Origin of the sequence: Sporolactobacillus sp. Y61 (assembly GCF_040529185.1) — a bacterium.
Taxonomy (GTDB): domain Bacteria; phylum Bacillota; class Bacilli; order Bacillales; family Sporolactobacillaceae; genus Sporolactobacillus.
Map to the genome: position 1 here is coordinate 3,128,820 of NZ_CP159510.1, position 26,505 is coordinate 3,155,324.

The 26,505-nt window shown below is 49.7% G+C and carries 24 protein-coding genes, 16 tRNA genes and 3 rRNA genes; 12 read left to right on the top strand and 31 right to left on the bottom strand.

Features of this window, described 5'->3' with window-relative positions; all coding sequences use genetic code 11:
* The first annotated feature begins 20 nt into the window (after positions 1-20).
* Entirely contained in the window at positions 21-896 is an 876-nt protein-coding gene (locus ABNN70_RS14935; RefSeq protein ID WP_129930833.1) for an osmoprotectant ABC transporter substrate-binding protein, read from the top strand.
* A 366-nt stretch (positions 897-1,262) separates the two neighbouring features.
* On the opposite strand, the gene ABNN70_RS14940 is transcribed toward ABNN70_RS14935, so the two are convergent.
* The 22 genes from ABNN70_RS14940 to ABNN70_RS15045 all read right to left on the bottom strand — a co-directional run bounded on the left by ABNN70_RS14940 (position 1,263) and on the right by ABNN70_RS15045 (position 10,590).
* A tRNA-Leu gene (locus ABNN70_RS14940) sits at positions 1,263-1,344 on the bottom strand.
* A 23-nt stretch (positions 1,345-1,367) separates the two neighbouring features.
* Positions 1,368-1,440 (bottom strand) — tRNA-Cys (locus tag ABNN70_RS14945).
* 14 nt (positions 1,441-1,454) lie between these two features.
* Positions 1,455-1,529 (bottom strand) — tRNA-Gly (locus ABNN70_RS14950).
* Between the two features lie 7 nt (positions 1,530-1,536).
* Positions 1,537-1,608 (bottom strand) — tRNA-Gln (locus tag ABNN70_RS14955).
* A 7-nt stretch (positions 1,609-1,615) separates the two neighbouring features.
* A tRNA-His gene (locus tag ABNN70_RS14960) sits at positions 1,616-1,689 on the bottom strand.
* 9 nt (positions 1,690-1,698) lie between these two features.
* Positions 1,699-1,769 (bottom strand) — tRNA-Trp (locus ABNN70_RS14965).
* Positions 1,770-1,779: 10 nt separating this feature from the next.
* Positions 1,780-1,861, bottom strand: a tRNA-Tyr gene (locus ABNN70_RS14970).
* Between the two features lie 17 nt (positions 1,862-1,878).
* Positions 1,879-1,954, bottom strand: a tRNA-Thr gene (locus ABNN70_RS14975).
* A gap of 9 nt (positions 1,955-1,963) precedes the next feature.
* Positions 1,964-2,039 (bottom strand) — tRNA-Phe (locus ABNN70_RS14980).
* Between the two features lie 69 nt (positions 2,040-2,108).
* A tRNA-Asp gene (locus ABNN70_RS14985) sits at positions 2,109-2,181 on the bottom strand.
* Between the two features lie 7 nt (positions 2,182-2,188).
* Positions 2,189-2,261 (bottom strand) — tRNA-Met (locus ABNN70_RS14990).
* Between the two features lie 25 nt (positions 2,262-2,286).
* Positions 2,287-2,362 (bottom strand) — tRNA-Val (locus tag ABNN70_RS14995).
* 77 nt (positions 2,363-2,439) lie between these two features.
* Positions 2,440-2,514: transfer RNA gene (locus ABNN70_RS15000), tRNA-Glu, on the bottom strand.
* A 5-nt stretch (positions 2,515-2,519) separates the two neighbouring features.
* Positions 2,520-2,611, bottom strand: a tRNA-Ser gene (locus ABNN70_RS15005).
* A 104-nt stretch (positions 2,612-2,715) separates the two neighbouring features.
* A 5S ribosomal RNA gene (gene rrf, locus ABNN70_RS15010) occupies positions 2,716-2,832 on the bottom strand.
* 84 nt (positions 2,833-2,916) lie between these two features.
* Positions 2,917-5,846 (bottom strand): 23S ribosomal RNA (locus ABNN70_RS15015).
* A 130-nt stretch (positions 5,847-5,976) separates the two neighbouring features.
* Positions 5,977-6,052 (bottom strand) — tRNA-Ala (locus ABNN70_RS15020).
* 1 nt (position 6,053) lies between these two features.
* A tRNA-Ile gene (locus ABNN70_RS15025) sits at positions 6,054-6,130 on the bottom strand.
* 87 nt (positions 6,131-6,217) lie between these two features.
* Positions 6,218-7,768, bottom strand: a 16S ribosomal RNA gene (locus ABNN70_RS15030).
* Together the 16S, 23S and 5S rRNA genes with 16 tRNA genes alongside form the textbook arrangement of a ribosomal RNA operon.
* A 522-nt stretch (positions 7,769-8,290) precedes the next feature.
* Complete coding sequence (gene perR, locus ABNN70_RS15035; RefSeq protein WP_353949452.1) at positions 8,291-8,725, bottom strand: peroxide-responsive transcriptional repressor PerR; 435 nt, start codon at positions 8,723-8,725, stop codon at positions 8,291-8,293.
* Between the two features lie 368 nt (positions 8,726-9,093).
* Positions 9,094-9,561 carry a thioredoxin-dependent thiol peroxidase gene (gene bcp, locus ABNN70_RS15040; RefSeq protein ID WP_129930156.1) on the bottom strand — a complete coding sequence of 156 codons (468 nt, stop codon included), beginning with the start codon at positions 9,559-9,561 and terminating at the stop codon, positions 9,094-9,096.
* A gap of 30 nt (positions 9,562-9,591) precedes the next feature.
* Positions 9,592-10,590: a zinc-binding dehydrogenase gene (locus ABNN70_RS15045; RefSeq protein WP_129930155.1), complete on the bottom strand. Its 999-nt coding sequence runs from the start codon at positions 10,588-10,590 to the stop codon at positions 9,592-9,594.
* 117 nt (positions 10,591-10,707) lie between these two features.
* Between ABNN70_RS15045 and ABNN70_RS15050 the strand changes: the two genes are divergently transcribed.
* From ABNN70_RS15050 to ABNN70_RS15085, 8 genes are all read left to right on the top strand, one after another.
* Complete coding sequence (locus ABNN70_RS15050) at positions 10,708-11,334, top strand: CoA pyrophosphatase (protein WP_353948257.1); 627 nt, start codon at positions 10,708-10,710, stop codon at positions 11,332-11,334.
* Positions 11,335-11,634: 300 nt separating this feature from the next.
* Complete coding sequence (locus tag ABNN70_RS15055) at positions 11,635-12,927, top strand: glutamate-1-semialdehyde 2,1-aminomutase (protein WP_353948258.1); 1,293 nt, start codon at positions 11,635-11,637, stop codon at positions 12,925-12,927.
* Positions 12,928-13,097: 170 nt separating this feature from the next.
* Entirely contained in the window at positions 13,098-14,180 is a 1,083-nt protein-coding gene (locus ABNN70_RS15060) for an aromatic acid exporter family protein (protein WP_353948259.1), read from the top strand.
* Positions 14,181-14,295: 115 nt separating this feature from the next.
* Positions 14,296-14,634, top strand: coding sequence for a flagellar basal body rod protein (locus ABNN70_RS15065; RefSeq protein ID WP_353948260.1), 339 nt, complete (start codon positions 14,296-14,298; stop codon positions 14,632-14,634).
* A 23-nt stretch (positions 14,635-14,657) separates the two neighbouring features.
* The gene (locus tag ABNN70_RS15070; RefSeq protein ID WP_353948261.1) at positions 14,658-15,305 is read left to right on the top strand and encodes a PspA/IM30 family protein; all 648 of its coding nucleotides are present in this window, start codon (positions 14,658-14,660) and stop codon (positions 15,303-15,305) included.
* Between the two features lie 103 nt (positions 15,306-15,408).
* Complete coding sequence (liaF, locus tag ABNN70_RS15075) at positions 15,409-16,152, top strand: cell wall-active antibiotics response protein LiaF (protein ID WP_353948262.1); 744 nt, start codon at positions 15,409-15,411, stop codon at positions 16,150-16,152.
* Positions 16,149-17,192: a sensor histidine kinase gene (locus ABNN70_RS15080; protein WP_353948263.1), complete on the top strand. Its 1,044-nt coding sequence runs from the start codon at positions 16,149-16,151 to the stop codon at positions 17,190-17,192. Before liaF ends, ABNN70_RS15080 begins: the two co-directional genes overlap by 4 nt.
* The gene (locus tag ABNN70_RS15085) at positions 17,185-17,817 is read left to right on the top strand and encodes a response regulator transcription factor (protein WP_129930147.1); all 633 of its coding nucleotides are present in this window, start codon (positions 17,185-17,187) and stop codon (positions 17,815-17,817) included. The genes ABNN70_RS15080 and ABNN70_RS15085 overlap by 8 nt, the downstream gene beginning before the upstream one ends.
* A gap of 108 nt (positions 17,818-17,925) precedes the next feature.
* On the opposite strand, the gene ABNN70_RS15090 is transcribed toward ABNN70_RS15085, so the two are convergent.
* Entirely contained in the window at positions 17,926-18,087 is a 162-nt protein-coding gene (locus tag ABNN70_RS15090) for a gamma-type small acid-soluble spore protein (RefSeq protein WP_129930146.1), read from the bottom strand.
* 46 nt (positions 18,088-18,133) lie between these two features.
* Positions 18,134-19,303, bottom strand: coding sequence for an A/G-specific adenine glycosylase (gene mutY, locus ABNN70_RS15095; RefSeq protein ID WP_353948264.1), 1,170 nt, complete (start codon positions 19,301-19,303; stop codon positions 18,134-18,136).
* Positions 19,304-19,401: 98 nt separating this feature from the next.
* On the opposite strand from mutY, the gene ABNN70_RS15100 reads away from it, so the two are divergent.
* Positions 19,402-20,391, top strand: coding sequence for a metal-dependent hydrolase (locus ABNN70_RS15100; protein ID WP_353948265.1), 990 nt, complete (start codon positions 19,402-19,404; stop codon positions 20,389-20,391).
* Positions 20,392-20,421: 30 nt separating this feature from the next.
* Here the strand turns inward: ABNN70_RS15100 and ABNN70_RS15105 are convergent, their stop codons facing one another.
* From ABNN70_RS15105 to ABNN70_RS15130, 6 genes are all read right to left on the bottom strand, one after another.
* Positions 20,422-20,547 carry a hypothetical protein gene (locus tag ABNN70_RS15105; protein WP_256359837.1) on the bottom strand — a complete coding sequence of 42 codons (126 nt, stop codon included), beginning with the start codon at positions 20,545-20,547 and terminating at the stop codon, positions 20,422-20,424.
* Complete coding sequence (locus ABNN70_RS15110; protein ID WP_129930143.1) at positions 20,532-20,849, bottom strand: YfhH family protein; 318 nt, start codon at positions 20,847-20,849, stop codon at positions 20,532-20,534. Before ABNN70_RS15110 ends, ABNN70_RS15105 begins: the two co-directional genes overlap by 16 nt.
* A gap of 19 nt (positions 20,850-20,868) precedes the next feature.
* Positions 20,869-21,693, bottom strand: coding sequence for a RecX family transcriptional regulator (locus ABNN70_RS15115; RefSeq protein WP_353948266.1), 825 nt, complete (start codon positions 21,691-21,693; stop codon positions 20,869-20,871).
* Between the two features lie 528 nt (positions 21,694-22,221).
* On the bottom strand, positions 22,222-22,974 hold the full coding sequence (pdaA, locus tag ABNN70_RS15120) for a delta-lactam-biosynthetic de-N-acetylase (protein ID WP_353949453.1): 753 nt from the start codon (positions 22,972-22,974) through the stop codon (positions 22,222-22,224).
* Between the two features lie 110 nt (positions 22,975-23,084).
* On the bottom strand, positions 23,085-23,297 hold the full coding sequence (locus ABNN70_RS15125) for an SE1561 family protein (RefSeq protein ID WP_129930141.1): 213 nt from the start codon (positions 23,295-23,297) through the stop codon (positions 23,085-23,087).
* 21 nt (positions 23,298-23,318) lie between these two features.
* The gene (locus tag ABNN70_RS15130; protein ID WP_353949454.1) at positions 23,319-24,497 is read right to left on the bottom strand and encodes a pyridoxal phosphate-dependent aminotransferase; all 1,179 of its coding nucleotides are present in this window, start codon (positions 24,495-24,497) and stop codon (positions 23,319-23,321) included.
* Positions 24,498-24,692: 195 nt separating this feature from the next.
* Between ABNN70_RS15130 and ABNN70_RS15135 the strand changes: the two genes are divergently transcribed.
* Together ABNN70_RS15135 and ABNN70_RS15140 are read left to right on the top strand one after the other, a co-directional pair.
* Positions 24,693-25,469 carry a carbon-nitrogen family hydrolase gene (locus ABNN70_RS15135; RefSeq protein WP_129930139.1) on the top strand — a complete coding sequence of 259 codons (777 nt, stop codon included), beginning with the start codon at positions 24,693-24,695 and terminating at the stop codon, positions 25,467-25,469.
* A 121-nt stretch (positions 25,470-25,590) separates the two neighbouring features.
* Positions 25,591-26,034 carry a thioredoxin-like domain-containing protein gene (locus ABNN70_RS15140; protein WP_129930138.1) on the top strand — a complete coding sequence of 148 codons (444 nt, stop codon included), beginning with the start codon at positions 25,591-25,593 and terminating at the stop codon, positions 26,032-26,034.
* On the opposite strand, the gene ABNN70_RS15145 is transcribed toward ABNN70_RS15140, so the two are convergent.
* The gene (locus ABNN70_RS15145) at positions 26,019-26,465 is read right to left on the bottom strand and encodes a VanZ family protein (RefSeq protein WP_129930137.1); all 447 of its coding nucleotides are present in this window, start codon (positions 26,463-26,465) and stop codon (positions 26,019-26,021) included. The genes ABNN70_RS15140 and ABNN70_RS15145 overlap by 16 nt on opposite strands.
* Between the last annotated feature and the right edge of the window lie 40 nt (positions 26,466-26,505).

Consider the following 26,505-nt stretch of genomic DNA (forward strand, 5'->3'; position numbering starts at 1 on the left):
TGGGATGGATTCCGTTACTGATGAGTCTTCTTCTGATTGGCGGCTGTTCGCTGCCAGGACTCGGTGCTTCATCCGGAGATTCCGTTCGCATCGGGGCACAGAGTTTCACGGAATCGGAAATTCTGGCGAATGTAATCAGTCAGTTGCTGGAACATAATACTGATCTGGATACCCAAATCGTTAAAAATCTCGGGTCCAACTATGTGGGGCAGAAAGCCCTGGAGAACAACGAAATCGATATCGCGGCAGCACGGTATACCGGAACCGATCTGACAAGCATTCTTAATCAGAAAGTGGAAAAAGATCCTGAGAAGGCGCTGGGGATCGTTCAGAAAGCATATCACGAACGTTTCGGCTATAAATTTTATGACTCTTATGGATTCGCCAATACTTATGCCTTCACCATGACAAAGGAAAACGCCGACAAACATCATTACCAGAAGATATCGGATCTCCAGCCAGACGCCGATAAGCTGAAACTTGGTGTCGATAATATCTGGCTCAAACTCGCCGGTGACGGATATCCGGCATTTAAAAAGGCTTATGGATTCGCCTTTGGCAAAACATATCCGATGCAGATTGGTCTGGTTTACGACGCGGTAAAAAAAGGCCAGATGGATATCGTCCTTGCCTATTCTACTGATGGCAGAATCAAGGCTTATGATCTGAAGATGCTAAAGGATGACCGGCATTTTTTCCCGCCGTATGACTGTTCACCTGTTGTTAAGGAAAGCACGCTCAAAAAACATCCGGAGGTTGACCGGGAACTGAAAAAGTTGCAGGGGGTTATTTCAACGGAAAAGATGCAGGAGCTGAATTATGAGGTGGATGGAGAGCTGAAGGAACCTTCCACTGTAGCCAGAGAATTTCTTGAAGCACATGATTATTTTGAGTAAAGGGGGCTCTCCCGCGTTAAAAAATGCAAAGGAAAAACAGTCGCTGACCGCCTGAGACACCCGATTACATTTTTCTATGGCAACCAAAGCCTCATCCTGGTGGATCCAGGATGAGGCTTTCATCTTCATATGAAACAGGCAGCGACGTGAATCTTATGGGCTCTGTGCATCGTCCGGCTGCGATACGCAGCACCTGATTGATGACCAACCTTTTTTCTGTATGAGCGTAGCACCATCACCCTGCCGCAATTCTCATGCAAAAATCGCCTTCAGCACAGTTTAATTGCGCTGAAAGCGATTTTTATAACGCTCTTTATCCATTTCTATTTGATCTCACATTCAATAGCAAGCAACTGGAAATTTTAATACCGGCGGTGGGGGTCGAACCCACACTCCTTACGGAACACGATTTTGAGTCGTGCGCGTCTGCCTATTCCGCCACGCCGGCAAATAAAAATAAACATAAAAAAATGGAGGCGACACCGGAATCGAACCGGGGCTAAGGGTTTTGCAGACCCGTGCCTTACCGCTTGGCTATGCCGCCATCATAAATAAAATTGGAGCGGAAGACGGGATTCGAACCCGCGACCCCCACCATGGCAAGGTGATGTTCTACCACTGAACTACTTCCGCATTACTACTGGCCCAGCTGGATTCGAACCAGCGCATGACGGCACCAAAAACCGTTGCCTTACCGCTTGGCTATGGGCCAACAACAGGGCGGTTAGTGGGGATCGAACCCACGCGTGCCGGAACCACAATCCGGTGTGTTAAACCGCTTCACCATAACCGCCATAATAAGCAGGGGTAGTAGGAATCGAACCCACACTAGAGGTTTTGGAGACCTCTGTTCTGCCTTTAAACTATACCCCTATATGTAAGATGGAGGGAGAAGGATTCGAACCTTCGAACCCGTAGGGAGCGGATTTACAGTCCGCCGCGTTTAGCCACTTCGCTATCCCTCCATGAATATATATATAAATGGTGCCGGTCAGAGGACTTGAACCCCCAACCTACTGATTACAAGTCAGTTGCTCTACCAATTGAGCTAGACCGGCATACCGTAATGGTGGCTCGAGGCGGAATCGAACCACCGACACGAGGATTTTCAGTCCTCTGCTCTACCGACTGAGCTATCGAGCCGTAATATAAAGCAGTTTGTTTGATAAATCAAATTCTGAACAAACACACTGATATGAATAATAAAACGAACGGGTCCGAGCGGATTTGAACCGCCGATCTCCTGCGTGACAGGCAGGCATGTTAACCACTACACCACGGACCCATATGTATTGCGGGGCAGGATTTGAACCTGCGACCTTCGGGTTATGAGCCCGACGAGCTACCGAACTGCTCCACCCCGCGATAATTTGATAAAAATATCAGTAAATGGTGGAGGATATAGGGTTCGAACCTATGACCCTCTGCTTGTAAGGCAGACGCTCTCCCAGCTGAGCTAATCCTCCATAAAGAAAGAAAATGCTTTCTCTCTTAAAAACACCACTATATTTTATTATATGGTGAGTAAAAAATCAAGATAATATGGTGACCCGTGCGGGATTCGAACCCACGAACCCACCGTGAAAGGGTGGTGTCTTAACCACTTGACGAACGGGCCATAAATGGCGGAGAGCGAGGGATTCGAACCCTCGAGACGGCCTTAACCGTCTACACGATTTCCAATCGTGCTCCTTCAGCCTCTCGGACAGCTCTCCAAAAGGCTTCATGACAGAGCCCGTGTCTGCTCCGCCCGTTTTTCGGCTGATAGCCGGATACTCTGTTTATGAAGCACAGTATTCATTTCAATATCAAAGATATTGCCTGGCAGTGACCTACTCTCACAGGGGGGCAACCCCCCACTACCATCGGCACAGAAGAGCTTAACGACCGTGTTCGGGATGGGAACGGGTGTGACCTCTTCGCTATGACCGCCAGACTGAAAATCACCCGGGCCAGACGACCCCTCAAAACCGGTAACGAAAGATACAGCACGTCTTTTTTTTCTTTTGTCCACTGACTTTGGGTTAAGCCCTCGGCCGATTAGTATCTGTCCGCTTCACGCGTCACCGCGCTTCCACTCCAGACCTATCCACCTCATCATCTCTGAGGGGCCTTACCAGCTTAAAGCTGTGGGAAATCTCATCTTGGAGGGGGCTTCATGCTTAGATGCTTTCAGCACTTATCCCGTCCACACATAGCTACCCAGCGTCTGCTCCTGGCGGAACAACTGGTACACCAGCGGTGTGTCCATCCCGGTCCTCTCGTACTAAGGACAGCTCTCCTCAAATTTCCTGCGCCCGCGACGGATAGGGACCGAACTGTCTCACGACGTTCTGAACCCAGCTCGCGTACCGCTTTAATGGGCGAACAGCCCAACCCTTGGGACCTACTTCAGCCCCAGGATGCGATGAGCCGACATCGAGGTGCCAAACCTCCCCGTCGATGTGAACTCTTGGGGGAGATAAGCCTGTTATCCCCAGGGTAGCTTTTATCCGTTGAGCGATGGCCCTTCCATGCGGTGCCACCGGATCACTAAGCCCGACTTTCGTCCCTGCTCGACTTGTGGGTCTCGCAGTCAAGCTCCCTTGTGCCTTTACACTCTGCGAATGATTTCCAACCATTCTGAGGGAACCTTTGGGCGCCTCCGTTACCTTTTGGGAGGCGACCGCCCCAGTCAAACTGCCTGCCTGACACTGTCTCCGGACCGGATCACGGTCCCGGGTTAGAATGTCGGTATCGAAAGGGCAGTATCCCACCGGCGCCTCAGCCGAACCTGGCGGTCCGGCGTCAAAGGCTCCTGCCTATCCTGTACAATCGATACCCACATCCAATATCAGGCTGCAGTAAAGCTCCATGGGGTCTTTCCGTCCTGTCGCGGGTAACCTGCATCTTCACAGGTACTATAATTTCACCGGGTCTCTCGTTGAGACAGTATCCAAATCGTTACACCTTTCGTGCGGGTCGGAACTTACCCGACAAGGAATTTCGCTACCTTAGGACCGTTATAGTTACGGCCGCCGTTTACTGGGGCTTCGGTTCAAAGCTTCTCCCCGAAGGGATGACCTCTCCTCTTAACCTTCCAGCACCGGGCAGGTGTCAGCCCCTATACATCACCTTTCGGTTTAGCAGAAACCTGTGTTTTTGGTAAACAGTCGCTTGGATCTTTTCACTGCGGCTCAGAGGGCCCGAAGGCCCTTTGAGCACCCCTTCTCCCGAAGTTACGGGGTGATTTTGCCGAGTTCCTTAACGAGAGTTCTCCCGAGCGTCTCAGAATTCTCTTCTTGCCCACCTGTGTCGGTTTGGGTACGGGCGCTGGTTCACTCGCCAGAGGCTTTTCTAGGCAGTGTAGGTTGTGGCCCTTCGGTACTTAAATTTCCCTCCTCATCACCGTCCGGCCTCAGACAGCGGGATTTGCCTCGCTGCCGGCCTCGCGGCTTGAACGCACGCTTCCATCCGTGCGCTGACCTCGCCTTCCTGCGTCCCCCCTTCACTCAAACGTGTTCCAGCGGTACAGGAATATCCACCTGTTGTCCATCGCCTACGCCTTTCGGCCTCGGCTTAGGCCCCGACTGACCCTGGGCGGACGAACCTTCCCCAGGAACCCTCGGGCTTTCGACGGAGGAGATTCTCACTCCTCTTTTCGTTACTCATACCGGCATTCTCACTTCCAGACGCTCCAGCCTGCCTTCCGGCAGACCTTCACAGCCTCTGGAACGCTCCCCTACCATGACTCTGAAAGAGTCATCCGCGGCTTCGGTGCTGCGCTTAGCCCCGTTACATTTTCGGCGCGGCGCCACTCGACCAGTGAGCTATTACGCACTCTTTAAATGGTGGCTGCTTCTGAGCCAACATCCTGGTTGTCTGGGCAACGCCACATCCTTTCCCACTCAGCGCAAACTTAGGGACCTTAGCCGGCGGTCTGGGCTGTTTCCCTTTCGACGACGGATCTTATCACTCGCCGTCTGACTCCCGGAGCCTGAGCGTCTGGCATTCGGAGTTTGACTGAACTCGGTAATCCTGTGGGGACCCCTTATTCAATCAGTGCTCTACCTCCAGACCTCTTTCTCCGAGGCTAGCCCTAAAGCTATTTCGGGGAGAACCAGCTATCTCCGTGTTCGATTGGCATTTCACCCCTACCCACACCTCATCCCCGCATTTTTCAACATGCGTGGGTTCGGGCCTCCATCCAGTGTTACCTGGACTTCACCCTGGACATGGGTAGATCACACGGTTTCGGGTCGGCAACCCTGAACTCATTCGCCCTCTTCAGACTCGCTTTCGCTGCGGCTCCGCCTCTCCGGCTTAACCTTGCTCAGAATCGCCACTCGCCGGTCCATTCTACAAAAGGTACGCTGTCACCCCCGAAGGGGCTCCAACTACTTGCAGGCACACGGTTTCAGGATCTCTTTCACTCCCCTTCCGGGGTGCTTTTCACCTTTCCCTCACGGTACTGGTTCACTATCGGTCACTGGGAGTATTTAGCCTTGGGAGACGGTCCTCCCGGCTTCCGACGGGGTTTCTCGTGTCCCGCCGTACTCAGGATCCACTCCGGAGAGCGCGCCTCTTCGGCTACAGGGCGTTTGCCTTCTTCGGCCGGCCCTTCCAGGCCGTTCGCCTGAAACGCGCTTTTCTGACTCCATGCGGAGTGTCCTACAACCCCAGGGGGCAAGCCCCCTGGTTTGGGCTGTTTCCTTTTCGCTCGCCACTACTCGGGAAATCGCATTTGCTTTCTCTTCCTCCGGGTACTGAGATGTTTCAGTTCCCCGGGTCTGCCTTGACGCCCCTATGGATTCAGTGCGTCATCCTGTCCGTCAGGACAGGGGGTTTCCCCATTCGGAAATCTCCGGATCAAAGCCCACTTACAGCTCCCCGGAGCTTATCGGAGTTCGTTCCGTCCTTCATCAGCTCCCAGTGCCAAGGCATCCACCGTGTGCCCTTTAAAACTTAACCACCGACACAATCATTGATCATGTCCTGGACAAAATGGAATTCTTGACGTGTTTTCTGTATCTTTCGTTATCCAGTTTTCAAGGATCGTTATACCCTGGTCAGGTGATAGATAAAATACCTGATTGATATATGGTGGAGCCTGGGAGGATCGAACTCCCGACCTCCTGCGTGCAAAGCAGGCGCTCTCCCAGCTGAGCTAAGGCCCCATGGTGGGCCTGAGTGGACTTGAACCACCGACCTCACGCTTATCAGGCGTGCGCTCTTACCAGCTGAGCTACAGGCCCACACCAAAAGGGTTCACTATACTGAAGGAATGATTCCTTCAAAACCAAACAAAAGCGCAAACGTTTCGCTATCGATCGTTTCCTTAGAAAGGAGGTGATCCAGCCGCACCTTCCGATACGGCTACCTTGTTACGACTTCACCCCAATCATTTGTCCCACCTTCGGCGGCTGGGCCCATAAAGGTTCCCGCACCGACTTCGGGTGTTACAAACTCTCGTGGTGTGACGGGCGGTGTGTACAAGGCCCGGGAACGGATTCACCGCGGCATGCTGATCCGCGATTACTAGCAATTCCGGCTTCATGCAGGCGGGTTGCAGCCTGCAATCCGAACTGGGGGCGGCTTTATGGGATTGGCTCAGCCTCGCGGCCTCGCTGCCCTTTGTACCGCCCATTGTAGCACGTGTGTAGCCCAGATCATAAGGGGCATGATGATTTGACGTCATCCCCACCTTCCTCCGGTTTGTCACCGGCAGTCACCCTCGAGTGCCCAACTGAATGCTGGCAACCAGGGTCAAGGGTTGCGCTCGTTGCGGGACTTAACCCAACATCTCACGACACGAGCTGACGACAACCATGCACCACCTGTCACTTCGTCCCCCGAAGGGGAAAGCCCGATCTCTCGGGCGGTCGAAGGATGTCAAGACCTGGTAAGGTTCTTCGCGTTGCTTCGAATTAAACCACATGCTCCACTGCTTGTGCGGGCCCCCGTCAATTCCTTTGAGTTTCAGCCTTGCGGCCGTACTCCCCAGGCGGAATGCTTAATGTGTTAACTTCAGCACTAAGGGGTTGGACCCCCCTAACACCTGGCATTCATCGTTTACGGCGTGGACTACCAGGGTATCTAATCCTGTTCGCTCCCCACGCTTTCGCACCTCAGCGTCAGTAACAGACCAGAGAGCCGCCTTCGCCACTGGTATTCCTCCACATCTCTACGCATTTCACCGCTACACGTGGAATTCTACTCTCCTCTTCTGTACTCAAGCTCCCCAGTTTCCAATGCCCGCCTGCAGTTGAGCTGCAGAATTTCACATCAGACTTAAGAAGCCGCCTGCGCGCGCTTTACGCCCAATAATTCCGGACAACGCTTGCCACCTACGTATTACCGCGGCTGCTGGCACGTAGTTAGCCGTGGCTTTCTGGCCGGATACCGTCACGACGCGGACATTTCCTCCCGCATCCGTTCTTCTCCGGCAACAGAGCTTTACGATCCGAAAACCTTCTTCGCTCACGCGGCGTTGCTCCATCAGACTTTCGTCCATTGTGGAAGATTCCCTACTGCTGCCTCCCGTAGGAGTTTGGGCCGTGTCTCAGTCCCAATGTGGCCGATCACCCTCTCAGGTCGGCTATGCATCGCAGCCTTGGTGGGCCGTTGCCCCGCCAACAAGCTAATGCACCGCGGGCCCATCAGTCAGTGATGGCCGAAACCATCTTTCAGCTCCGCACCATGCGGTGCGGAGGATCATCCGGTATTAGCTGCGGTTTCCCACAGTTATCCCAGTCTGACCGGCAGGTTGCCCACGTGTTACTCACCCATCCGCCGCTCACCTCAGGGAGCAAGCTCCCCTCTGTGCGCACGACTTGCATGTATTAGGCACGCCGCCAGCGTTCGTCCTGAGCCAGGATCAAACTCTCCAAAAAAAGTATTGCTTCTTCCAGATCCCTTTCGGCATCCGGGTCAGACTTTTTTCGTTCATCAGATCCATAGCAAATTGAATTGATCAGGGGATAAACCCCTCAAATCACGCTTGGCTTTTGTTCAGTTTTCAAGGAACATTCAAACAGCAACTCTAATATTATACTATCAAACAGGAATGATGTCAACACCTGAAAAATATCAGGCGAAACATTCACTGTCTGTCGAAAAGGGCAAGAAAAATCTTATCATGTTCGTTCAGACAAGTCAACCGGAAATTTTAAATCAATCCGTCAATCTGTCGCTGAAAGAACATGTTTGATGTTCCCGCCAAAAGACAACGATATATAATTTAACATGGATTTTATCGATCGTCAATACCTGATCGTAAAAATCAGTAAAGCAAAATCCGCCAGAATATAATCAATCAACAAAACAAGGCTCCGATGGAATTGAAATCAGGAGCCTGGTTGAATCTCACGCATTCATCTCATTGATTCAGACTTCCATCGGGAACATGCCTTACTCTATTTTCCGACGGTATCCGGATCGTCGGTATGACTGGCTTCTTTATGCTGACATTCCGGACAGATACCATACACTTCCAGCCTGTGCGAATCGACTTTAAATCCTGTCACCTGAGCCGCCAGAGACTGAACTTCATCCAGTCCCGGATAATAAAAGTCTACAATTTTTCCACACTTGCGGCAGATAATATGATAATGCTGTTTAGTTGAAAAATCAAAACGGCTTGACGAATCTCCATAGGTCAGTTCTTTGACCAGACCTGTCTTTTTAAAAACACGCAGGTTGTTATAAACCGTCGCAACACTCATATTAGGAAATTTATGTTCCAGAGCTTTATAAATCTCATCAGCAGTTGGGTGCGAACCGGAAACCACAAGGTATTCCAGAATCGCATGGCGCTGAGGTGTAATTCGAACACCGGAGTTTTTAAGCATATCAATGGCTTTATCAACTTTCACCGTTCCTGTATCCACCGTCACGCACCTCGCTTTCAGACAGATAGCGTTATCAAATATAAATTATCACCTTAAAATGGTTACAATTCATTTTCAGTTTATCCTGTTTATGCCTGTCCTGTCAATGCAGAGCACTTAGTCTGTCTGTCCGCCATGTTTTTCCAGATTGTGTCCGGACCGGATCATATTATTATGTATATCATATACCGATTTTTCGATGTGTATCCGAATTCTTTTTCTCAACTGCGCCTGTATCTGAAAAGATCTGTTTAACAATAAGTAAAGAAAAAACCGGACAATGAACAACGTCCGGTTTACCAAAGGGAAGTGATGCATTTACTTCCGAATTAATTCAATTTTTCTTTTACAAACTGATAAACATCGGCAATATGTCCGGATACTTTAACTTTCGGCCAGACCTTTACGACCTTGCCCTGCTTATCAATCACAAACGTTGAGCGGACAATACCCATATACTCTCTGCCGAAATTCTTTTTCTTCTGCCAGGCTCCGTACAGCTTCGCTGCGGTATGATCAATATCTGCGAGAAGGGTAAACGGCAGATCGTGTTTCGCTGTAAACTTCTGATGCTTCTCGATCGGATCCGGGCTCACACCGATGACGACGGTGTCCAGGTCTTTAAACATTTTATTCTGATCACGAAAATCGCACGCTTCATTCGTACAACCCGGTGTCATGTCCTTCGGGTAGAAATACAGAACAATATTCCTTCCCTTCAATTTTGACAAGGTTACATTTTCTCCGCCGGTTGCCCGAAGAGTAAAATCCGGTGCTTCCGTTCCTTCTTCAATCATCAACAATGCCTCCTGGTTTGATTATGTTTTTCAGGAAATCCGAATACCAATCTTTCCAAACTGTGTGCCCGCCTTCAGTTTCTGAAGCGCTTCTCCGGCATGTTCCAGGGGGACGACTTCATCTACTACGGGCCTGATTTTGTTTTTACGGAATAAATCCGTCATCCGTAAAAATTCCTCAATACTGCCTAAAGTGGATCCGTGCAGATTCCACTGATTGTAGAAAAACTGTCGCAGATCCAGCTGAATGATGTCTCCCGCCGATGCACCGAAAGCAACGACCGTTCCGCCCTCCTTCAAGAGGCCGAGCGAACGGTGAAACGTCGCGGCTCCGACACTTTCAATGACCAGATCGACCGTCTCACCTTTTAAGGCTTTCTGCCAGTCCTGATCATTTTCCAGCGTGATATCGGCACCGAGGTCCCTTGCCTTCTCCAGCTTTTCTGTGCTGCGTGAGGATACAATGACTTTTGCCCCGACAGCCTTTGCCATCTGCAGCATATATGTAGCAACGCCGCTCCCGATACCGGGAATAAATACGGCTTCCCCCTCCTTCAGGGCACCGCGGGTGAACATCGCGCGGTAACCGGTCAGTGCAGACAGGGGCAGAACGCCGGCTTCATCCCACGACAGATATTCAGGCTTTGCGGTCACCTGAGACTCAGCGACAACGATATATTCCGCAAGCGTCCCGTTGTCAGGCAGTCCGAGAATCTCAAAATCTGCAGGGGGGGCAGGAGACTCCTTTTCCCAGCGCAGAGCAGGGATGATCAGCACCTCATCACCGACCCGTGCTTTCGTGACACCCTCTCCTGTTGCAGTAACGACACCGGCGCCGTCTGAACCGATAATCAGCGGTGGATCACCTGCCTGATGGCGTTTCTGAACGACAAACAGATCACGATGATTGAGACCGGAAGCTCTGAGTGCGACTTTTACTTCACCCGGGCCAGGCTGAGGTTCGGGGAAATCGTTTCGAAAGTGCAGCCCTTCAAAACCCGCGTGACCTTCATGAACTAATGCTCTCATTTTGACCACCTCATGTCTATTCTCTCAAAAGTGGCATCAATACACAAATTAAACGGCATTTATATCGCCATGGATTATGGTAAAATGAGTTGAAACTGGATTTTCAAAGGTGAGGACATGGATTTAAAAAGTATTCAACGACGCATTGAAAATGACGGCATGATTATCGGGGAAGATACGGCAAAGAAAACATCCGTCTTTATCCCGCTGATCCCCGATCAGGATACATGGGACCTCCTTCTTGAAGTCCGCTCGATGAACCTGAAAAGGCAGCCGGGTGATGTCTGCTTTCCGGGCGGGCGCAGCGAGAAAATAGACAATTCACTCCGCGGAACGGCTATCCGGGAGACGTGTGAGGAGTTGGGGGTGCCGGAAGAAGCGATCACCGTGATCGGCAGAATGGCGACCTGCATTGCGACACCGGATCTGTTTATTTATCCGTTTGTCGGGGTGATCGATGCCGACGTACCGATCAGGCCGAATCCGGACGAAGTGGCAGAAGTCTTCACGATTCCACTGCCCTGGCTGATGAAACAGATGCCGGAAAAGTTCCCGCTCTCCCTTTCCGCCGATCCTGATCAGGATTTTCCCTTCGAGCGGATTGTCTCAGGTAAAAATTACCCTTTCCGTTCGCGAAAGATTATTGAGCCCTTCTATGACTATCAGGGCCGGACGATCTGGGGACTGACCGCCCGCATTCTCGAACATTTTGTTTCTCTAATCAATCACAGAATGTTTGAATAACGAGACCGGTCTGACTCTTGTTAAAATCATCCATTTGGCGGATACTGGATATGCCTGCTCAGATAAAGTGAAACGTCGGTCAGCGGAGGGTTTTCGGACGCAGAATGTGCCCGTGCAGGTGCTGCGACAGCGCCATCGCTTTTAGCCCGCGTCATCCTCTGCTGATTGTCAGTTGAACCCATCCGGCTGCTGCGCGCCTCAGCCTGCTCGTTTACCCTCATGTCCTGAAGCAGGGTCTTACTGCCCGTTCATGCGGGAAAAAGAAGTAAAGAAGTAAAGAAACTAAGGGGAGATTTTTTCATGAACATCAGCACTTCAGAAAAACTTTATCAGGAAGCACTGGAACATATCGTCGGAGGAGTCAACAGTCCTTCCCGCGCGTATGCAGCGGTTGGCGGAGGCGCTCCGGTTTTTATGAAGAAAGGAAAAGGCGCCTATTTCTGGGATGAAGACGGCAACCGGTATATCGATTACCTGGCGGCTTACGGGCCGATTATTACCGGTTTTGCCCACCCGCACATTACGGAAGCCATTAAGAGGCAGGCTGAACTCGGCGTTCTGTACGGGACGCCGACTAAGCTGGAAACCGAACTTGCGGTCATGCTGGAAAAAGCCATTCCTTCGATGGATAAAGTACGCTTCACCAATTCCGGTACCGAGGCGGTTATGACGACGGTACGTGTCGCCCGTGCGTATACAGGAAGAAAGAAAATCTTAAAATTTGCCGGGAGCTATCATGGCCACTTTGACCTGGTACTTGTTGCCGCCGGTTCCGGACCTTCCACACTTGGATCCCCGGATTCAGCCGGTGTGACGGAAAGTACGGCACATGAAGTGATCACAGTTCCCTATAACAACGTCGACACCCTGCAGCAGGCTTTTGATAAATGGGGCGATGATATCGCCGGCGTTCTTGTTGAGCCGATTGTGGGCAACTTCGGTATGGTAATGCCAAAACCGGGATTTCTTGAAGCGATTAATAAAATTGCACACCAGGCGGGAGCGATTGTCATCTACGACGAAGTCATCACCGGATTTCGGTTTATGTACGGTGGTGCTCAGAATTATCTCGGCGTGATTCCCGACCTGACAGCGATGGGCAAAATCATCGGCGGCGGTCTGCCGATTGGTGCTTACGGCGGACCAAAGAAAATCATGGATGAAGTCGCACCGCTCGGCCCGGCATATCAGGCCGGTACGATGGCCGGTAACCCGCTTTCCATGGCGAGCGGCATCGCCTGCCTCGAAGTTCTTCAGAAGCCCGGCGTCTACGAAGAAATGGACAGACTCGGTCATAAGCTGGAAGAAGGCATCCTGTCACTGAACGTGAAATATCATCTGCCGATTGCAATCAATCGAATTGGCGGATCGATGACCCTGTATTTTTCCGATCATCCAGTGACAAACTATGAAGAAGCGAAAAAAACAGATACGGAAATGTTCGGCCGCTTCTTTAAACTGATGCTGTCCAAAGGTGTAAACCTGGCGCCATCAAAATATGAAGCCTGGTTCCTGACGACTGAACATACAGAAGCAGATATTGATGAGACACTTGATGCTGTTGATTATGCTTTTTCAGAACTTGCAAAATAATCACCGCCTGAGCTGAGCATGCTTTAACCCGGACGGAATTGAGGGGCAGATGCCCCTTTTTTTATGCGATAAAGTACAATCTTTGCAGGAAAAAGGATCAGAAAAAAGGTCTCTGACACCTGTAACTGGCCGCCTGCGTTTCTCTTTATAAAAATACTGGAGGAAGAACGATGCATCTGGGTGCAAGAAGCCTGAAAACAGGAATAGCCGTTACCATCGCTCTGATGATCGCCGATCTGTTTCAGCTGACACCTCCGATTATGGCCGGTGTTGCCGCTGCCGCAACCACATTACCTTCTGTCCGTCGCTCTTTCCGGGCGATGATCAGTAATATCTATGGTAATCTGATCGGTGCCGTCATTGCGATTCTATTTGTGATTCTGATTGGTGATCACCCGATTTCCGTTGGCCTTGCCGTCGTCACGGTGATTGCCATCCATCTGAAATTCAGTCTGAATAACACGCTTACACTGACGATGATCACCGTTATTTTTATTATGTCGAGCGGGATGAATGACCAGATTGCTTTTATCTTGGAAGCCTTCAGACGTTTCGTCCTGATCTGCATCGGTGTTGGCTCGGCAACCCTGATTAACATTCTGCTCCTGCCGCCAAAATATGAAGACAGCCTTTATCAGTCGATTCTCGGACAGACCGGCGGACTTTTCAAATGGGTCCGGCTGCTCAGCGCAGGTACATCGGACAATACAAAAATAAAAAGCGAACGGGCGGCCTTTGACCGGGAGAAGCTGAAAATAGAAGACTACTATCACTGGTATAAGGAAGAACGCGTTTATTCACGCAAAATACGGCTGGTGAAATTCAGGCGGTGTGTCCTGTTCCGGGAAATGATCCGGACGACCGGGCGGCTGCATCGTATGCTTGACCTCCTCGACCGGCAGGAAAACGCCTGGCGCAAGCTTCCTGCTGATTTCCGGCAGATGTTTAAAGCACATCTGGATGCTCTGATGGACTACCACGAACGGATTTTGCTGATGTATGACGGAAAAATCAGGCGTAAACGCCATGAAGAACAGGCAAAAAGCAGCGGCCAGGATAAAAGCGGCATCGTCTCTGCTTTTGCGCGCCATTGTGCCGATCCCGTCGACGGGGTATGGATGGATGTTTTGCCACTGATATCCGCACTGACCGAATACAGTCAGCATGTCGAACATCTCGATTCACTTGTAAACAGCTTTCAGACCTGGCATCGCAAAGAAAACCGGATCCGGATCAACGGCAGGCCCGGATAATCTAATCTGTTTCTTTCCCATACGCCTTAAGTCCTAAATTGAAATACAGCGGAGGCTCATTACCCGGCCTCCGCCTTTTTTATACACTTAAGTCATAGAAAGGAGGACACAAATCATGAAAAAATTTCTGTTATTCGTACTCGGAGCTGTCAGCCTGATCATTCTGCTGACCCAGATCGGCCCGCTTATCGGACTCGTCGTCAGCCTGGCTGTCCTCTGGTTCGCATTCAGAAGATTCATCCGATCAGGCGAGACCGGAGGCAAAATCCTCTGGGCAGCGGTCGGTCTGATTGCCCTGTGCTTCTCAATCGGAAACGTTCCGGCCATCATCGGTATCGTTGCACTCGCCGGCCTTTATTTCGTTTACAAATTCTGGAATAAAGAGAAGAAGGAAGAAGCAGAACCTGCAGATCCTTTCGACAACTTTGAAAAACAGTGGAAAGAAATGCACTGAATGAAAAAAAGGAGCGAATGAAAATGAGTAACCTGTTTACCCGTATCAAAGATTCCATTTCAGCTGATCTGAATGATCTGCTCGACCAGAAGGAACAGAAAAATCCGATTGCCATGCTGAATCAGCATCTGCGCCGCTGTGAAAAGGAAGTGAAGCGTGTCCGTGAACTGATCGACCGCCAGTATTTTCTGAAAGACACCTTCATGAAAGAATATCATCAGGCAGCGGACATGGCGGCAAAACGTGAGCACCAGGCAGATATCGCTGAACACGCTGCTGAAACGGAACTCGCCGGATTCGCACGCAAAGAGCAGCAGGACTACGCAGAAAAAGCGACACGTCTGAAATCGGCGTATAAAAAAAACGTACGCCAGATTGATCAGTTGGAACAGAAGTACGCGGACATGAAGCGTAAGCTGAAGGATATGTATCTGAAAAGGATGGAATTGATGAGCCGTGAAAACATCGCCAATGCCAGCCGGCGGATCGATCATGTGATCCGTCCGGACCAGGCGTTCGGCCAGTCTTTCTCGAAGTTCGAAGAAAGTGAACTGTACCTGGAGCGTCTGGAGCAGAAAGTGAACGCGGATTATCATCATAACACCATTGATGCGCGGATTCGCCAGATTGAACGCGAGCTGGAGAAAAAGGATACTGAAGCCCGATCCTGAGCAATAAACGGCTGTGGCAGACATAGTGGCACTCTGATAAAATGAAAAAGGCGTATCAGGCGCCTTTTTCTCTTGTACATAATGGAACGCCCCGGGAAGGCAGGTGATCCCCTTGTTCGAACAGTTCAGAAACGATAAATACAGCTGGACACTGATTGGCGGACTGATACTGATTATTGTTCAGGCTGTATTCGGCGATTGGGGATTTCTCTTCCCGGCCGCCCTCTTCGGCGCCATGGTCTATTATGGAAAAAATAAAACTCCCTCAAGGAAGGGAAAAATCATTTTCTGGATTGGGATCGCCGGGCTTATTTTCACCGTAGTGAACCTGATTGTCTTTAAATTAGTGATTCTGATCCTGCTTATTTTCCTGGTCTATGAATTTGTTCAGAACAAAAAACATCCGAAACACATTTTTCCGGTATTTCATCCGGATTCAGACGATGAAGCAGGATCAGAAACGGTATCCGGGACCCCGCTCCTGAAAAATAAATGGTTCGGGTACCAGAAGACCCCCGACGGAGATTATGAATGGCAGGATATTAACATCCAGACAGGTGCCGGGGACACGCTGATTGATCTCAGCCGGACGATACTCCCGAAGAAGGAGTCAGTGATCTTTATTCGTCACTTTGCCGGGCGCGTCCGTATTCTCGTCCCTTATGGTGTCGAAGCGGCCCTGCAGTATTCGATGGTTCTCGGTCAGCTTCAATTTTTTGACCGAAAAATTCCACAGCTGGTCAATTCATCCCTCACCTTTGAGACAAAAGACTATGCACAGGCCGAACAGAAAGTGAAAATTTTCGTTTCTGGCGTAGCCGGTAATCTGGAGGTGCGTCGCATATGACGGCCATGAAAAGGCAGATACTGACCGGCGTGTTTTTCGCATTCGGTTTTCTGATTCTGTTTTCAGTGCTTTACCTGTTTGCCTTCCCGATCGATGACTGGTCCCTGCTCTGGAGGCGGCAAATATGGAATCTTCCCTTTGTCTTTATCGTTCCTGTTCTCGCTCTGTCGGCAGGTACAGTGGCCGGTGTGCTTTCCGGATTTTTCTGGCGGAATGCACTCATGTCAGTCAGTGACGCTGTGGACGGTCTGACAGAAGGCCTTGCAACGGACGTATCCGGGGCGCCGCATCTTGAAGAACTGGAAAATATTCAGGGGCGACTGAGCAGGCTGGCCGGACAGATGGCTCTTCAGGCTCAACAGGTGCAGAAAATGTCCAATGAGAAGGCTGAAGCTGAAGAAGCAGCCATAGAGAAAATTGTCTCTGAAGAACGTAACCGTCTTGCCCGCGAGCTGCACGACTCGGTCAGCCAGCAGCTGTTCGCCGCATCCATGCTCATGTCAACAATTAACGAGCTGCGGCCCTCTGTCGATGATCCGGAATCAAAGCAGCTCAGACTGGTTGAGGCAACGATTCATCAAGCGCAGCTTGAAATGCGGGCGTTGTTTCTCCATCTCCGTCCGATTCAGCTTCATGGTAAGGCGCTGAAAGACGGGATGGAGGGCCTTTTGGGAGAACTCCGGCAGAAAGTCCCGATGAAAATCAGCTGGCACATTGAACCGGTCACACTTGAAAAAGGAATTGAAGATCAATTGTTCCGGATCCTCCAGGAATCGGTATCCAATACTCTCCGTCACGCCCGGGCGAAGTCACTTGACGTGCTTCTGATCCGTCGTGAAAAATGGATTATTATGCGGGTGACCGATGACGGTACCGGATTCCGGCCAAAAGAGACGAAGCCCGGATCGTACGGGCTCCAGAATATGAAAGAACGCGCATCGCAGATCGGCGGCCAGCTGAAACTGGTCAGTGTCCCGGGAAAGGGAACGAGCCTTGAGGTCAAGGTTCCTGTACTTAAGGAGGATGAGGGAAATGATTAGAGTTGTGTTTGTCGATGATCATGAAATGGTCCGGATCGGGGTCTCGGCGTATCTGTCTGCTCAGCAGGATATCGATGTGGTCGGCGAAGCGTCAAACGGGAGCGAAGGCGTCGATATGGTTTTAGACCTGAAACCGGATATTATCCTCATGGATCTGGTCATGGATCAGATGGACGGCATCGAAGCAACCAAACAGATTATCGCCCGGTGGCCGGAAGCAAAGATTATTATTGTCACGAGTTTTCTTGATGACGACAAGGTCTATCCGGCAATCGAGGCCGGAGCCACCAGCTATCTGCTCAAAACATCCAAAGCTTCTGAAATTGCCGATGCGATCCGGACAACCTATGGCGGCCAGTCCGTACTTGAACCTGAGGTGACGGAAAAAGTTATCGCCCGAATGAATCACCGGCAGCCAAAGGCCCTGCATGAGTCGCTGACGAAGCGTGAAATGGAAGTGCTTCTTCTGATGGCAAAGGGAAAAAGCAATCAGGAAATCGCCGATGAACTTTACATAGCCCTGAAAACGGTCAAAGTGCACGTCAGTAACATCCTGAGTAAACTGGAGGTTCAGGATCGGACGCAGGCCGTCATTTATGCCTTCCAGCATAATCTGTGCCACTGACAGCATGGCCCTGCAATCCTTGAACATTTCTTTGCTTTTAATGTAATGGTATGAAAAGCGCCCCACCTGTTGCTCACAGGCGGGGTGCTTTTTGATAATGTAAGGTGATTACTGTTTGTTTTGCTGAGATTTCTTGTTCTGCTGACGAACTTCCTGAGCGTTTGTTTCGCTGGCAAATTCGCTGCCGAACTGACCTGCCCCGGACTGGGACTGGGCATTTTGCTTTTTCACTTGTTCAACATTCGTGCCCGCATTTGTCTTCTTAGCCATTGAGTATCACCTCCACGACCATTAGACTTGCCAACTTTTCGATATTTTATGAGTTCATGCTGTAATTTTTTTTCATCCATTCGATGACTTTCTGATGCGGGACAGGAAAAGGATACCGCTCCAGCTGCTCAGGCGTGACCCAGTGCCTGTTTCCCATTTTATCCGCTTCATCCAGTTTCCCGGTATAAAGAGACAGGTTCCAGATCAAATGTGAGAACCTGTGGGTACAGGTAAAAGGAGTTTTATGCAGATCACACCGCGTCCCGAATGTTTTCTCCGCAGACCGCCTGACATAGCCTTTTCCGTGACCGGTCATGCTGATCATCGGAAACTGCCAGAGCCCGGCGAGCAGACCCGTTGATGGCCGTTTCTCGATCATCAGACGTCCCCGGCTGTCACTGATCAGTAAAACCGCGTAATCTGCCAGGCGCGGTTTTTTTGCCCGGCTCTTTACCGGATAATCCTGCTGCACGCCCTCTTCATATGCCTTGCAGTATTTCCTGACCGGGCAGGCACCGCAGTTCGGGTTTTTCGGACGGCAGATCATGGCGCCAAGATCCATCAGGCTTTGATTAAACGCGGATGGATCAGTCTCGGCAATAAATGCGGCAACCCGCTGCTCAAACAGTTTTCGTGTCCGCGCCCTGGCAATATCCGCGTCGATGAGAAAAATACGGGACATGACACGCATCACATTGCCGTCTATTGCCGGCTCAGGTTCACCGAATGCCATACTGAGCAGTGCACCAGCTGTATAGGGTCCGATTCCGCGGATCGAGAGCAGTTCTTTTTTTTTATCCGGAACCTGTGCCCCATATTTCTCCGCGACTTCACGCACACCGGCCTGAAGATTGCGTGCTCTTGAATAATAACCCAGCCCTTCCCATCTTTTCAGAACATCTTCTTCAGGCGCATGAGCAAGTGCTTCTATAGTTGGAAAACGTTCGATAAATTTCTGATAATACGGGATCACCGTATCCACCTGGGTCTGCTGCAGCATGATTTCGGAAATCCAGATATAATACGGATTCTTTGTACGCCGCCAGGGCAGGTCCCGGCTGTTCTGATGAAACCATGACAGAAGATCATGATTAAATGACTGAATAAATTCCGGATTCACAGGTTTCACTCCATTTGATTTCTTCAATTGCCAGGAAGGTTCTGCACGAGGTTCTATTTTACACACTTCTGTCATTTTTTTCACCACATTTTCCATATATATCCCTTTCATTATCACTGATTTTGTGTGACAATGATAGTATATAAGCACATGTTTCCGGGATATATTTACTTTAAGGAGGACATTCGCCAGGAATGGATACAGCAACTCATGTTGTTATTGGATTTGGTCTTGCGGGCATTGCGACACTGGACCCGGCTGTAGCGGGAAGTTCGCTGACTTTTCAGGCTGTCATGCTGGGTACTGTTGCAGGATCCGTTATTCCGGACATTGATACGGTTTTGAAACTGAAAAACAATGCCACGTACATCCGCAATCATCGGGGCATGACGCACTCTCTTCCGGTCACTATGCTGTGGCCGTACCTGATTGCCATGCTGACGATGATGATTTTCCCAGGAGCGAATGCATCACATGTTCTGTTCTGGGCCGCAGTCGGCGTCTTTCTGCATGTGTTTTCAGACATTTTTAATGCCTATGGCACACAGGCGATCCGGCCGCTGAGCGATCAATGGATTGCACTCGGCGTTATTAATATCTTTGACCCGTTTATTTTCAGCCTGCACATTATGGGATTGATCATCTGGCAGACGATCGGTCATCCAGGGATCACCTTCCTCATCATCTATGCCATCCTGATTGCCTACTATATACTGCGCATCCATCATCATCACCAGATGGTGATGGAAGTAAGAAAACAGCTTCCGAACCTGACCAAGGTTCTTCTGTCTCCGACAATGAGATGGTCGCATTATCATCTTGCTGCCGAGAGTGCAGATCGTTATTATGTAGGAAAAATCGAAGGCAAAAAGCTGATTCTGATTGACGCGTTCAATCGGAAACCGATAGACCGCCGTGATGGAAAAATCCGGGCCGCGATGAAGGATAAAAATGTGCGCGCCTTTCTGTCTTTTTCGCCAATGTATCGCTGGACGGTATCTGAGAGAAACGGCCGCTACGTCATTCAGTTCACGGATCTGCGCTATTTTTCAAAGGGCATGTATCCTTTTACGGCTACTGTGTGGCTGAATAACGCTTTATCTATACAGAGTTCTTACACGGGCTGGGTCTTCAGCGAAAAGAAGCTCAGGAAGAAGCTGGTCCTTGCCCAGACTAAAGCTTAAATTTTGAAAGCCGGGATATCCCGGCTTTTTTTATACCTCACCGAATGAGTCCGTTGTTTTCCGCTTCCATACGCTTGCTTTCTGCAGACGACCCCGTAAACCGGCAACAGCGACCGGCCAGCCGGCGAGTTTTTCTTCAATTATTGCCGTACCCATTTTTTCTTCTTCAGAAGTGATATAGGGAAAGCACAGAATTTATCTTCATTTTCAAACGTTCCCCAGGCAAATGTGCCTTTCATGTGATCAATTGTAAACGGGCGCTGATCCACATAATAGATCTGACCGGGTTTAAAGCTTTGCGGATCCATCAGGTATGCCTTTGCCATATCGATCTTCCGCTCATAGACGGCGAGCTCATTGAGCATCCCCGACTGCTCTAGTTTTCTGGCTTTCTCTGTAAATTCCCTGATTTTATCGGTTAATTCATAAGGCGTCATTTCACTGAATCGTCGCTCCAATTTTCGCATCTCCTCATTATTATCTGTCACCTGTCTGCTCCCGAAGATAAGAAGTAATGGCATCGACGGGAAATCCTTTTTTATATAGAAACGTCCGGACTTTTAGATTAAATTCTTTTCCGCTGAATTTCCTGAATTTCTGCATGGCTTTCTCCGCCTGATGTTGCAGGGCATTTCTTTCATTTTCAATCAGAAAATCATTGATCTCGTTTACGACCTGTTCCGTGATTTTACGTGAGTAGCCTCTTTGCATCAAGAGACGTGAGAGCACCTGTCTTGATTCAATATATGATTTCTTGTTTTTTACTGACGCCTTCTGCTTATGCAGATATTTCCGCGCATGTTCCAGCTGCTCTTTAGCAGGAAACAGATCTTCTGTTTCTGCTGCCAGCTCCTGATTTATTCCGGCCTGAAGCAGTTCGCGATAGATCATCTGCGGACCCTTTGTCGACGTCCTGATCCGTGTTTTGGCAAATGACAGTGCGTATTGACGGTCATCCAGCAACTTTTCTTCCTTCAGGTGTTCGATGGCGAAGGTGATCTGCTGGTCTGAAAAATGCTTTCTGTTCAGATAATCCCGCATTTCATGGACAGAGCGGATCCTGTAGGACAGATAACGCAGTCCGGCGTGGTACGCCCGGATTCCCTGAGCTTCACGCCGCAGCTGCTCCAGCTTTTCCCGCGAGAGCATCATCCCTTTATGCAGTCCTTCATGTACGAGAACATCCTCATGAACATCCACCGTGGAAATTTCTCCGCCCTCTTCCGTCACATCAATCTGATAAAAACCCTGTTCCTCCTGATTATTGGTTCGGATTCTGGCGATCACCGGCATCCCGTTCATCCTTTCAGCTCTTTTTAAGTATCATAGCACAACCTCAAAATCAGGGTTATGCCTGCTGTTTCGTCTACTCCGCGTATACGATCCATCACTGGTATCAATAACTCCGGAATTTCACTTCTCCTGATACTCATTATATCGTAACAAAATGACTATGCGTGAACCTTTTTAAACGCTTTTTCTGAAATTTTAAAGGGGAATGGGGAATGTTGGCTAAAAATTTCCTATTCTGAATTTGTCAGGTCAAAACATATGAAATTGTCAATAACTCTGTGGATAAGTGGATAAGTTGGATAAATGGCGGTACTAAGCCAGTCGAAATGTGGACTTTTTTGTTGATAATTCACAGATTATCTGTGGATAATGTGCATAAGTGGGGACTATCTCGATACGATCAGGAATGGCTGATGTCAAGTCTGTGGATAAATCTGTGGATCCTGTTCTTTCATATTTTTTATAAATTTTTTTTGAAGAAAAAATGAACCTTCTTCCCTGTTTTACCGGAAGAAGGTTCATTGAATTTTGGGCAGCTCACCAGAATACGGCAGGAAGCTGTTTTTTGGCTGTCAGATCATCCAGACTGCGGAAGTGATACCCCATTTTCTTCAAATCATGAATGACCCGGGGCAAGGCCTCTGCATTATCACTGGAAACGGTGTGGAGAAGCAGAATCGCTCCGGGATGCATCCTTTTCATGATCTGCATGTAAGCGTAATCCGCCCCGCGCGGCTGGTCACGCAGCCAGTCCTTATAAGCCGCAGACCAGAAAACGCTGATATAACCCTGTTCCTGCGCGAGCTTCATCGAACGCTCGCTGAATGTTCCGCGTGGCGGGCGCAGATAAGGCATCGACCGCTTTCCTGTCAGTTCGGTGTATGCCTGTCTGAGTTTTTCAAGCTCCATTTTATATTTTTCATCGCTGATACGGGACAGATCCGGATGACCCCAGGAATGATTGCCGATAATATGCCCTTCCCGTACCATCCGTCTGACCAGTCCCGGCTGATCCTTGATGTAATGACCGGTGATAAAAAAAGCAGCCGGTACATGTTCCTTTTTCAGTGTATCAAGGATTTTCGCAGTATAACCCGCTTCATAACCGTTATCAAATGTAAAGTAGACTTCTTTTTTCGTTATGTCGCCAATATAGATGCCGTCGTATTTTTTCAGAAGCGCCTTATACTCAGGTTCTGTTGTTGCCGGCTGATGATTCTTCGATGGTTTGAAATACCAGTCCGCAGCAGCAGCGGTGCCCGGCGCAGCCAGAATGACAGCAGCCAGCAGAACAGCCAGCCCTTTTTTCAAATCGATCCCCCTAAGTCGTCCTTCTCTTAGGGTGACCATCTCTTATCGGATTATGTCTGTTCGGATAGAAACTTCAATCCGTGGGGAGCTTACTGTCCGTTAAAGCGGGATAAATCTTCTTTCCAGTCGTCACGGAACCGGCGGATTCTGATTTCAAATTCATCCATCATATGAAGTAATTGATCAAGATCTTCCGGCTGCGTGCTCCCAGCTTCGAATGCCTGAACCATATAAGAAATTAATTGAATCCGATTCTTCATGTAACTGATTTGCGCATCCTTTGAATGTGTTGCTCTTCCCATTTCTATTCCTCCGGTAAAAATTCAGTCGAACAGATGCAGTGCACCAATGCGTTCAACGGCTTCGGTCAGGCGTTCCGGTTCGGTCAGAAGTCCGACACGGATGTAATTCCCGCCGCTGCTTCCAAAGCCAATGCCCGGTGCCACAACCACGTGCGCCTTAGTGAGCAGTTCATCAAAAAATGTTTCAGAGGTAAATCCTTCCGGCACCGGCAGCCAGCCAAAGAAGGAGCCCTGTGACGGAGCCGCATGCCACCCGATCCGGTGCGCCGCATTGAAAAAGGCATTCCTTCTGGTTTCATAGCGTGCCACAAGATCACGCACGCAGTCCTGCGGTCCGAGAAGTGCCTTCGCACTGGCTTCCTGGATAGCGCCGAACAGGCTGACATAATAATGATCCTGGATCAGTTCGATCGCGCGGATCACGCTCTTGTTTCCGAGTGCGAACCCGACGCGCCAGCCGGCCATGTTGTACGTTTTCGACATGGTGTACATCTCCACACCGATATCTTTTGCTCCCGGCGTCTGGAGGAAACTGCGGGGCTTTTCCCCGTCAAATCCCAGTGCCCCATAGGCAAAGTCGTGAACCACACAGATGTTGTGCTTCTCAGCCGTTCTCACGGTCTGTTCAAAAAAATCAGCGGGTGCCGTAACCGCCGTCGGATTGTTCGGATAGTTGAGGAACATCAGCCGGGCTGTGTCCAGTACACTTTCCGGAAGCGCATCATAATCCGGTAAAAAGCCATTTTCCGAGGTCAGCGGCATTTTTTCCACTTTCAGATTGGCCAGAGCGAATCCCGACAGATAATCCGGATACCCGGGATCCGGCATTAATACGGTGTCTCCGCTGTTCAGCAGGCACTCCCCGACCTCAACGAGTCCCGTTTTTGAACCAAACAGGATCGCAACTTCTTTCTTCGGATCGAGATCAACATCATATTCCCTCTTATAGAAAGTGGCGATGGCTTCCTTCAAAAAGTCATAACCGCGAAAGGGTGAATACTTATGATACAGCGGGTTCGCCGCCGCCTGCTGCAAAGCACGGACGATGTGCTGCGGCGTCGGCTGATCGGGATTCCCCTGTCCGAGATTAATCACATCATACCCCTTTGCAATCTCCGCATTCGTTTTGACAACAAGATCGGCGAAAAACTGTTTCGGCAGACGCTTCAAAGCGTCCGACATTGGATAATCAACCACAATCCATCACTTCCACTTCAATAATTTAGAGATAACCTGCTGCTTTTGATTCATCCTGCAAGAAACAGGAAGCATCAGCTTATATTTGACCCCGTTGTTTATTTTCAACAGTGTGAAAAAAACATATAATAGAGCTACGGTTTCTTTTATTGTCGGAGAAAAAAAGCGTTTTGTAAAGACGTGAAAGGGGGATCTGAAATGAAAGCAGCGATTATTCAGCTGAATATTGCATTTGGCAACCCGGATCAGAACCTGGAGCATGCGGAACATCTGATTTCTGAGGCACTGAAAGACCATCCGGACGTCATCATCCTTCCTGAACTCTGGACAACAGGCTATGATCTGGAACATCTGAACCGGACGGCGGACTCTGAGGGAAAAGCGATACGGCGCGCAGCCGGACGTCTGGCCGGAAAACATCATGTGAATCTCATCGCCGGTTCAACAGCAGTAAAAACCGATAAGGGCATTTTTAACAGAATGGCCGTTTTCAATCGTGAAGGAACATGTATCAAAACATATGATAAAATCCATTTGTTCCGTCTGATGCGTGAAGAACGATTCCTTAAGGCGGGCAGGCGGGACGGTCTGTTTCAGATCGACGGGGTCCTTTCAGCCGGTTTCATCTGTTATGATATCCGCTTTCCCGAATGGATCCGGAAACATGTCCTCGCCGGGGCGAAAATGCTGTTCATCCCCGCAGAATGGCCAAAACCCCGGCTTGACCACTGGCGGACCCTGTTAACCTGCCGGGCGATTGAAAACCAGGTCTATGTGGTGGCCTGCAACCGTGCCGGCAGCGACCCGGACAATCATTTTGCCGGTCACTCCCTGGTGATCGGTCCCTGGGGAGATATCCTTGCAGAAGCGGATGAGAATGAAGGGATTCTGTCTGTTGATCTGCCTCTTTCAGCTGTGGAAGAGGTCCGTTCCCGGATTCCCGTCTTCGAGGACCGGCGTCCGGAAATATACTAACGGTTTTGAAACGAAAGTATGTCAACTACTGTCGAAGAACAGTTGAGCAAATAACCAATACCACCGCTTTGCATACAATAAAAGGGCAATCCATCAACTATTGAGGAATGGAGAATGCCCGATGAAGAAAAATCTGAAGTTGCCCGATCTGAGTCAGGCTACGCACTGGATCAATCAAAGACCCGATCAAAAGGCCCTGTCCGGCCGGCCGTTGCTTGTTTATTTCTGGTCTCTTGGCTGCGTCTACTGCAAAAAGGTCATACCTCAGATCCATGAATTACGAGAACGGTGCCGCGATCAGCTGAACATCATCGCCATTCATATGCCGTTATCTGAATCTGAACTGGATCCGGAACAGGTAGCCCGGAGCTGTATGATGCATGAAATGAAGTGCCCCGTTCTGATTGATAACCGGCACCGTCTGGCAGATGCATTCGGCAACCGCCATGTCCCCACCTGTTATCTCTTCGACAGACGCGGACAACTGCTGGAATACCATATGGGGGAACTCGGAGTCAGGCGCGCCTTGAAAGCGGCAGAACAACTCGTCTATTCTTTGGAATAGAATATGATGAAATGGCGACGGACAAACAGGAGAAAGCTGAAGATCATGCGGCCAATAACTGCACCGGTAATATTCAGCCACATATCATCAATATCAAAAATGCGGGAGGCAAACAGATACTGCGAGGACTCGATAAACAGACTGAACAGAAAGGCAGACAGAATGAGCAGCGGATACCTCCCCGCCGGTTTTGACAAGATTGGAAGCAGGAGACCAAACGGGAGAAACAGCAGCATATTTCCGATGACATTTTTAAAAATCAGGGCCAGACTCCCACTCCTTATCATCAGAGCAAGGCTGCTGAAAATCTTCAGGTTTTCTGATCTTCCATAGGTGTAGTAGTTGTGGGTGAAAAGGGTCAGTAGGAGCACAACAGAAAGGTAACTGAGAAAGAAAAACATAAGAAGATATTTTTTCTGAAAGAGGTTCATCAGCTTTTCCCTCCCTTTTGCATAGGTATGATCTGTTGCG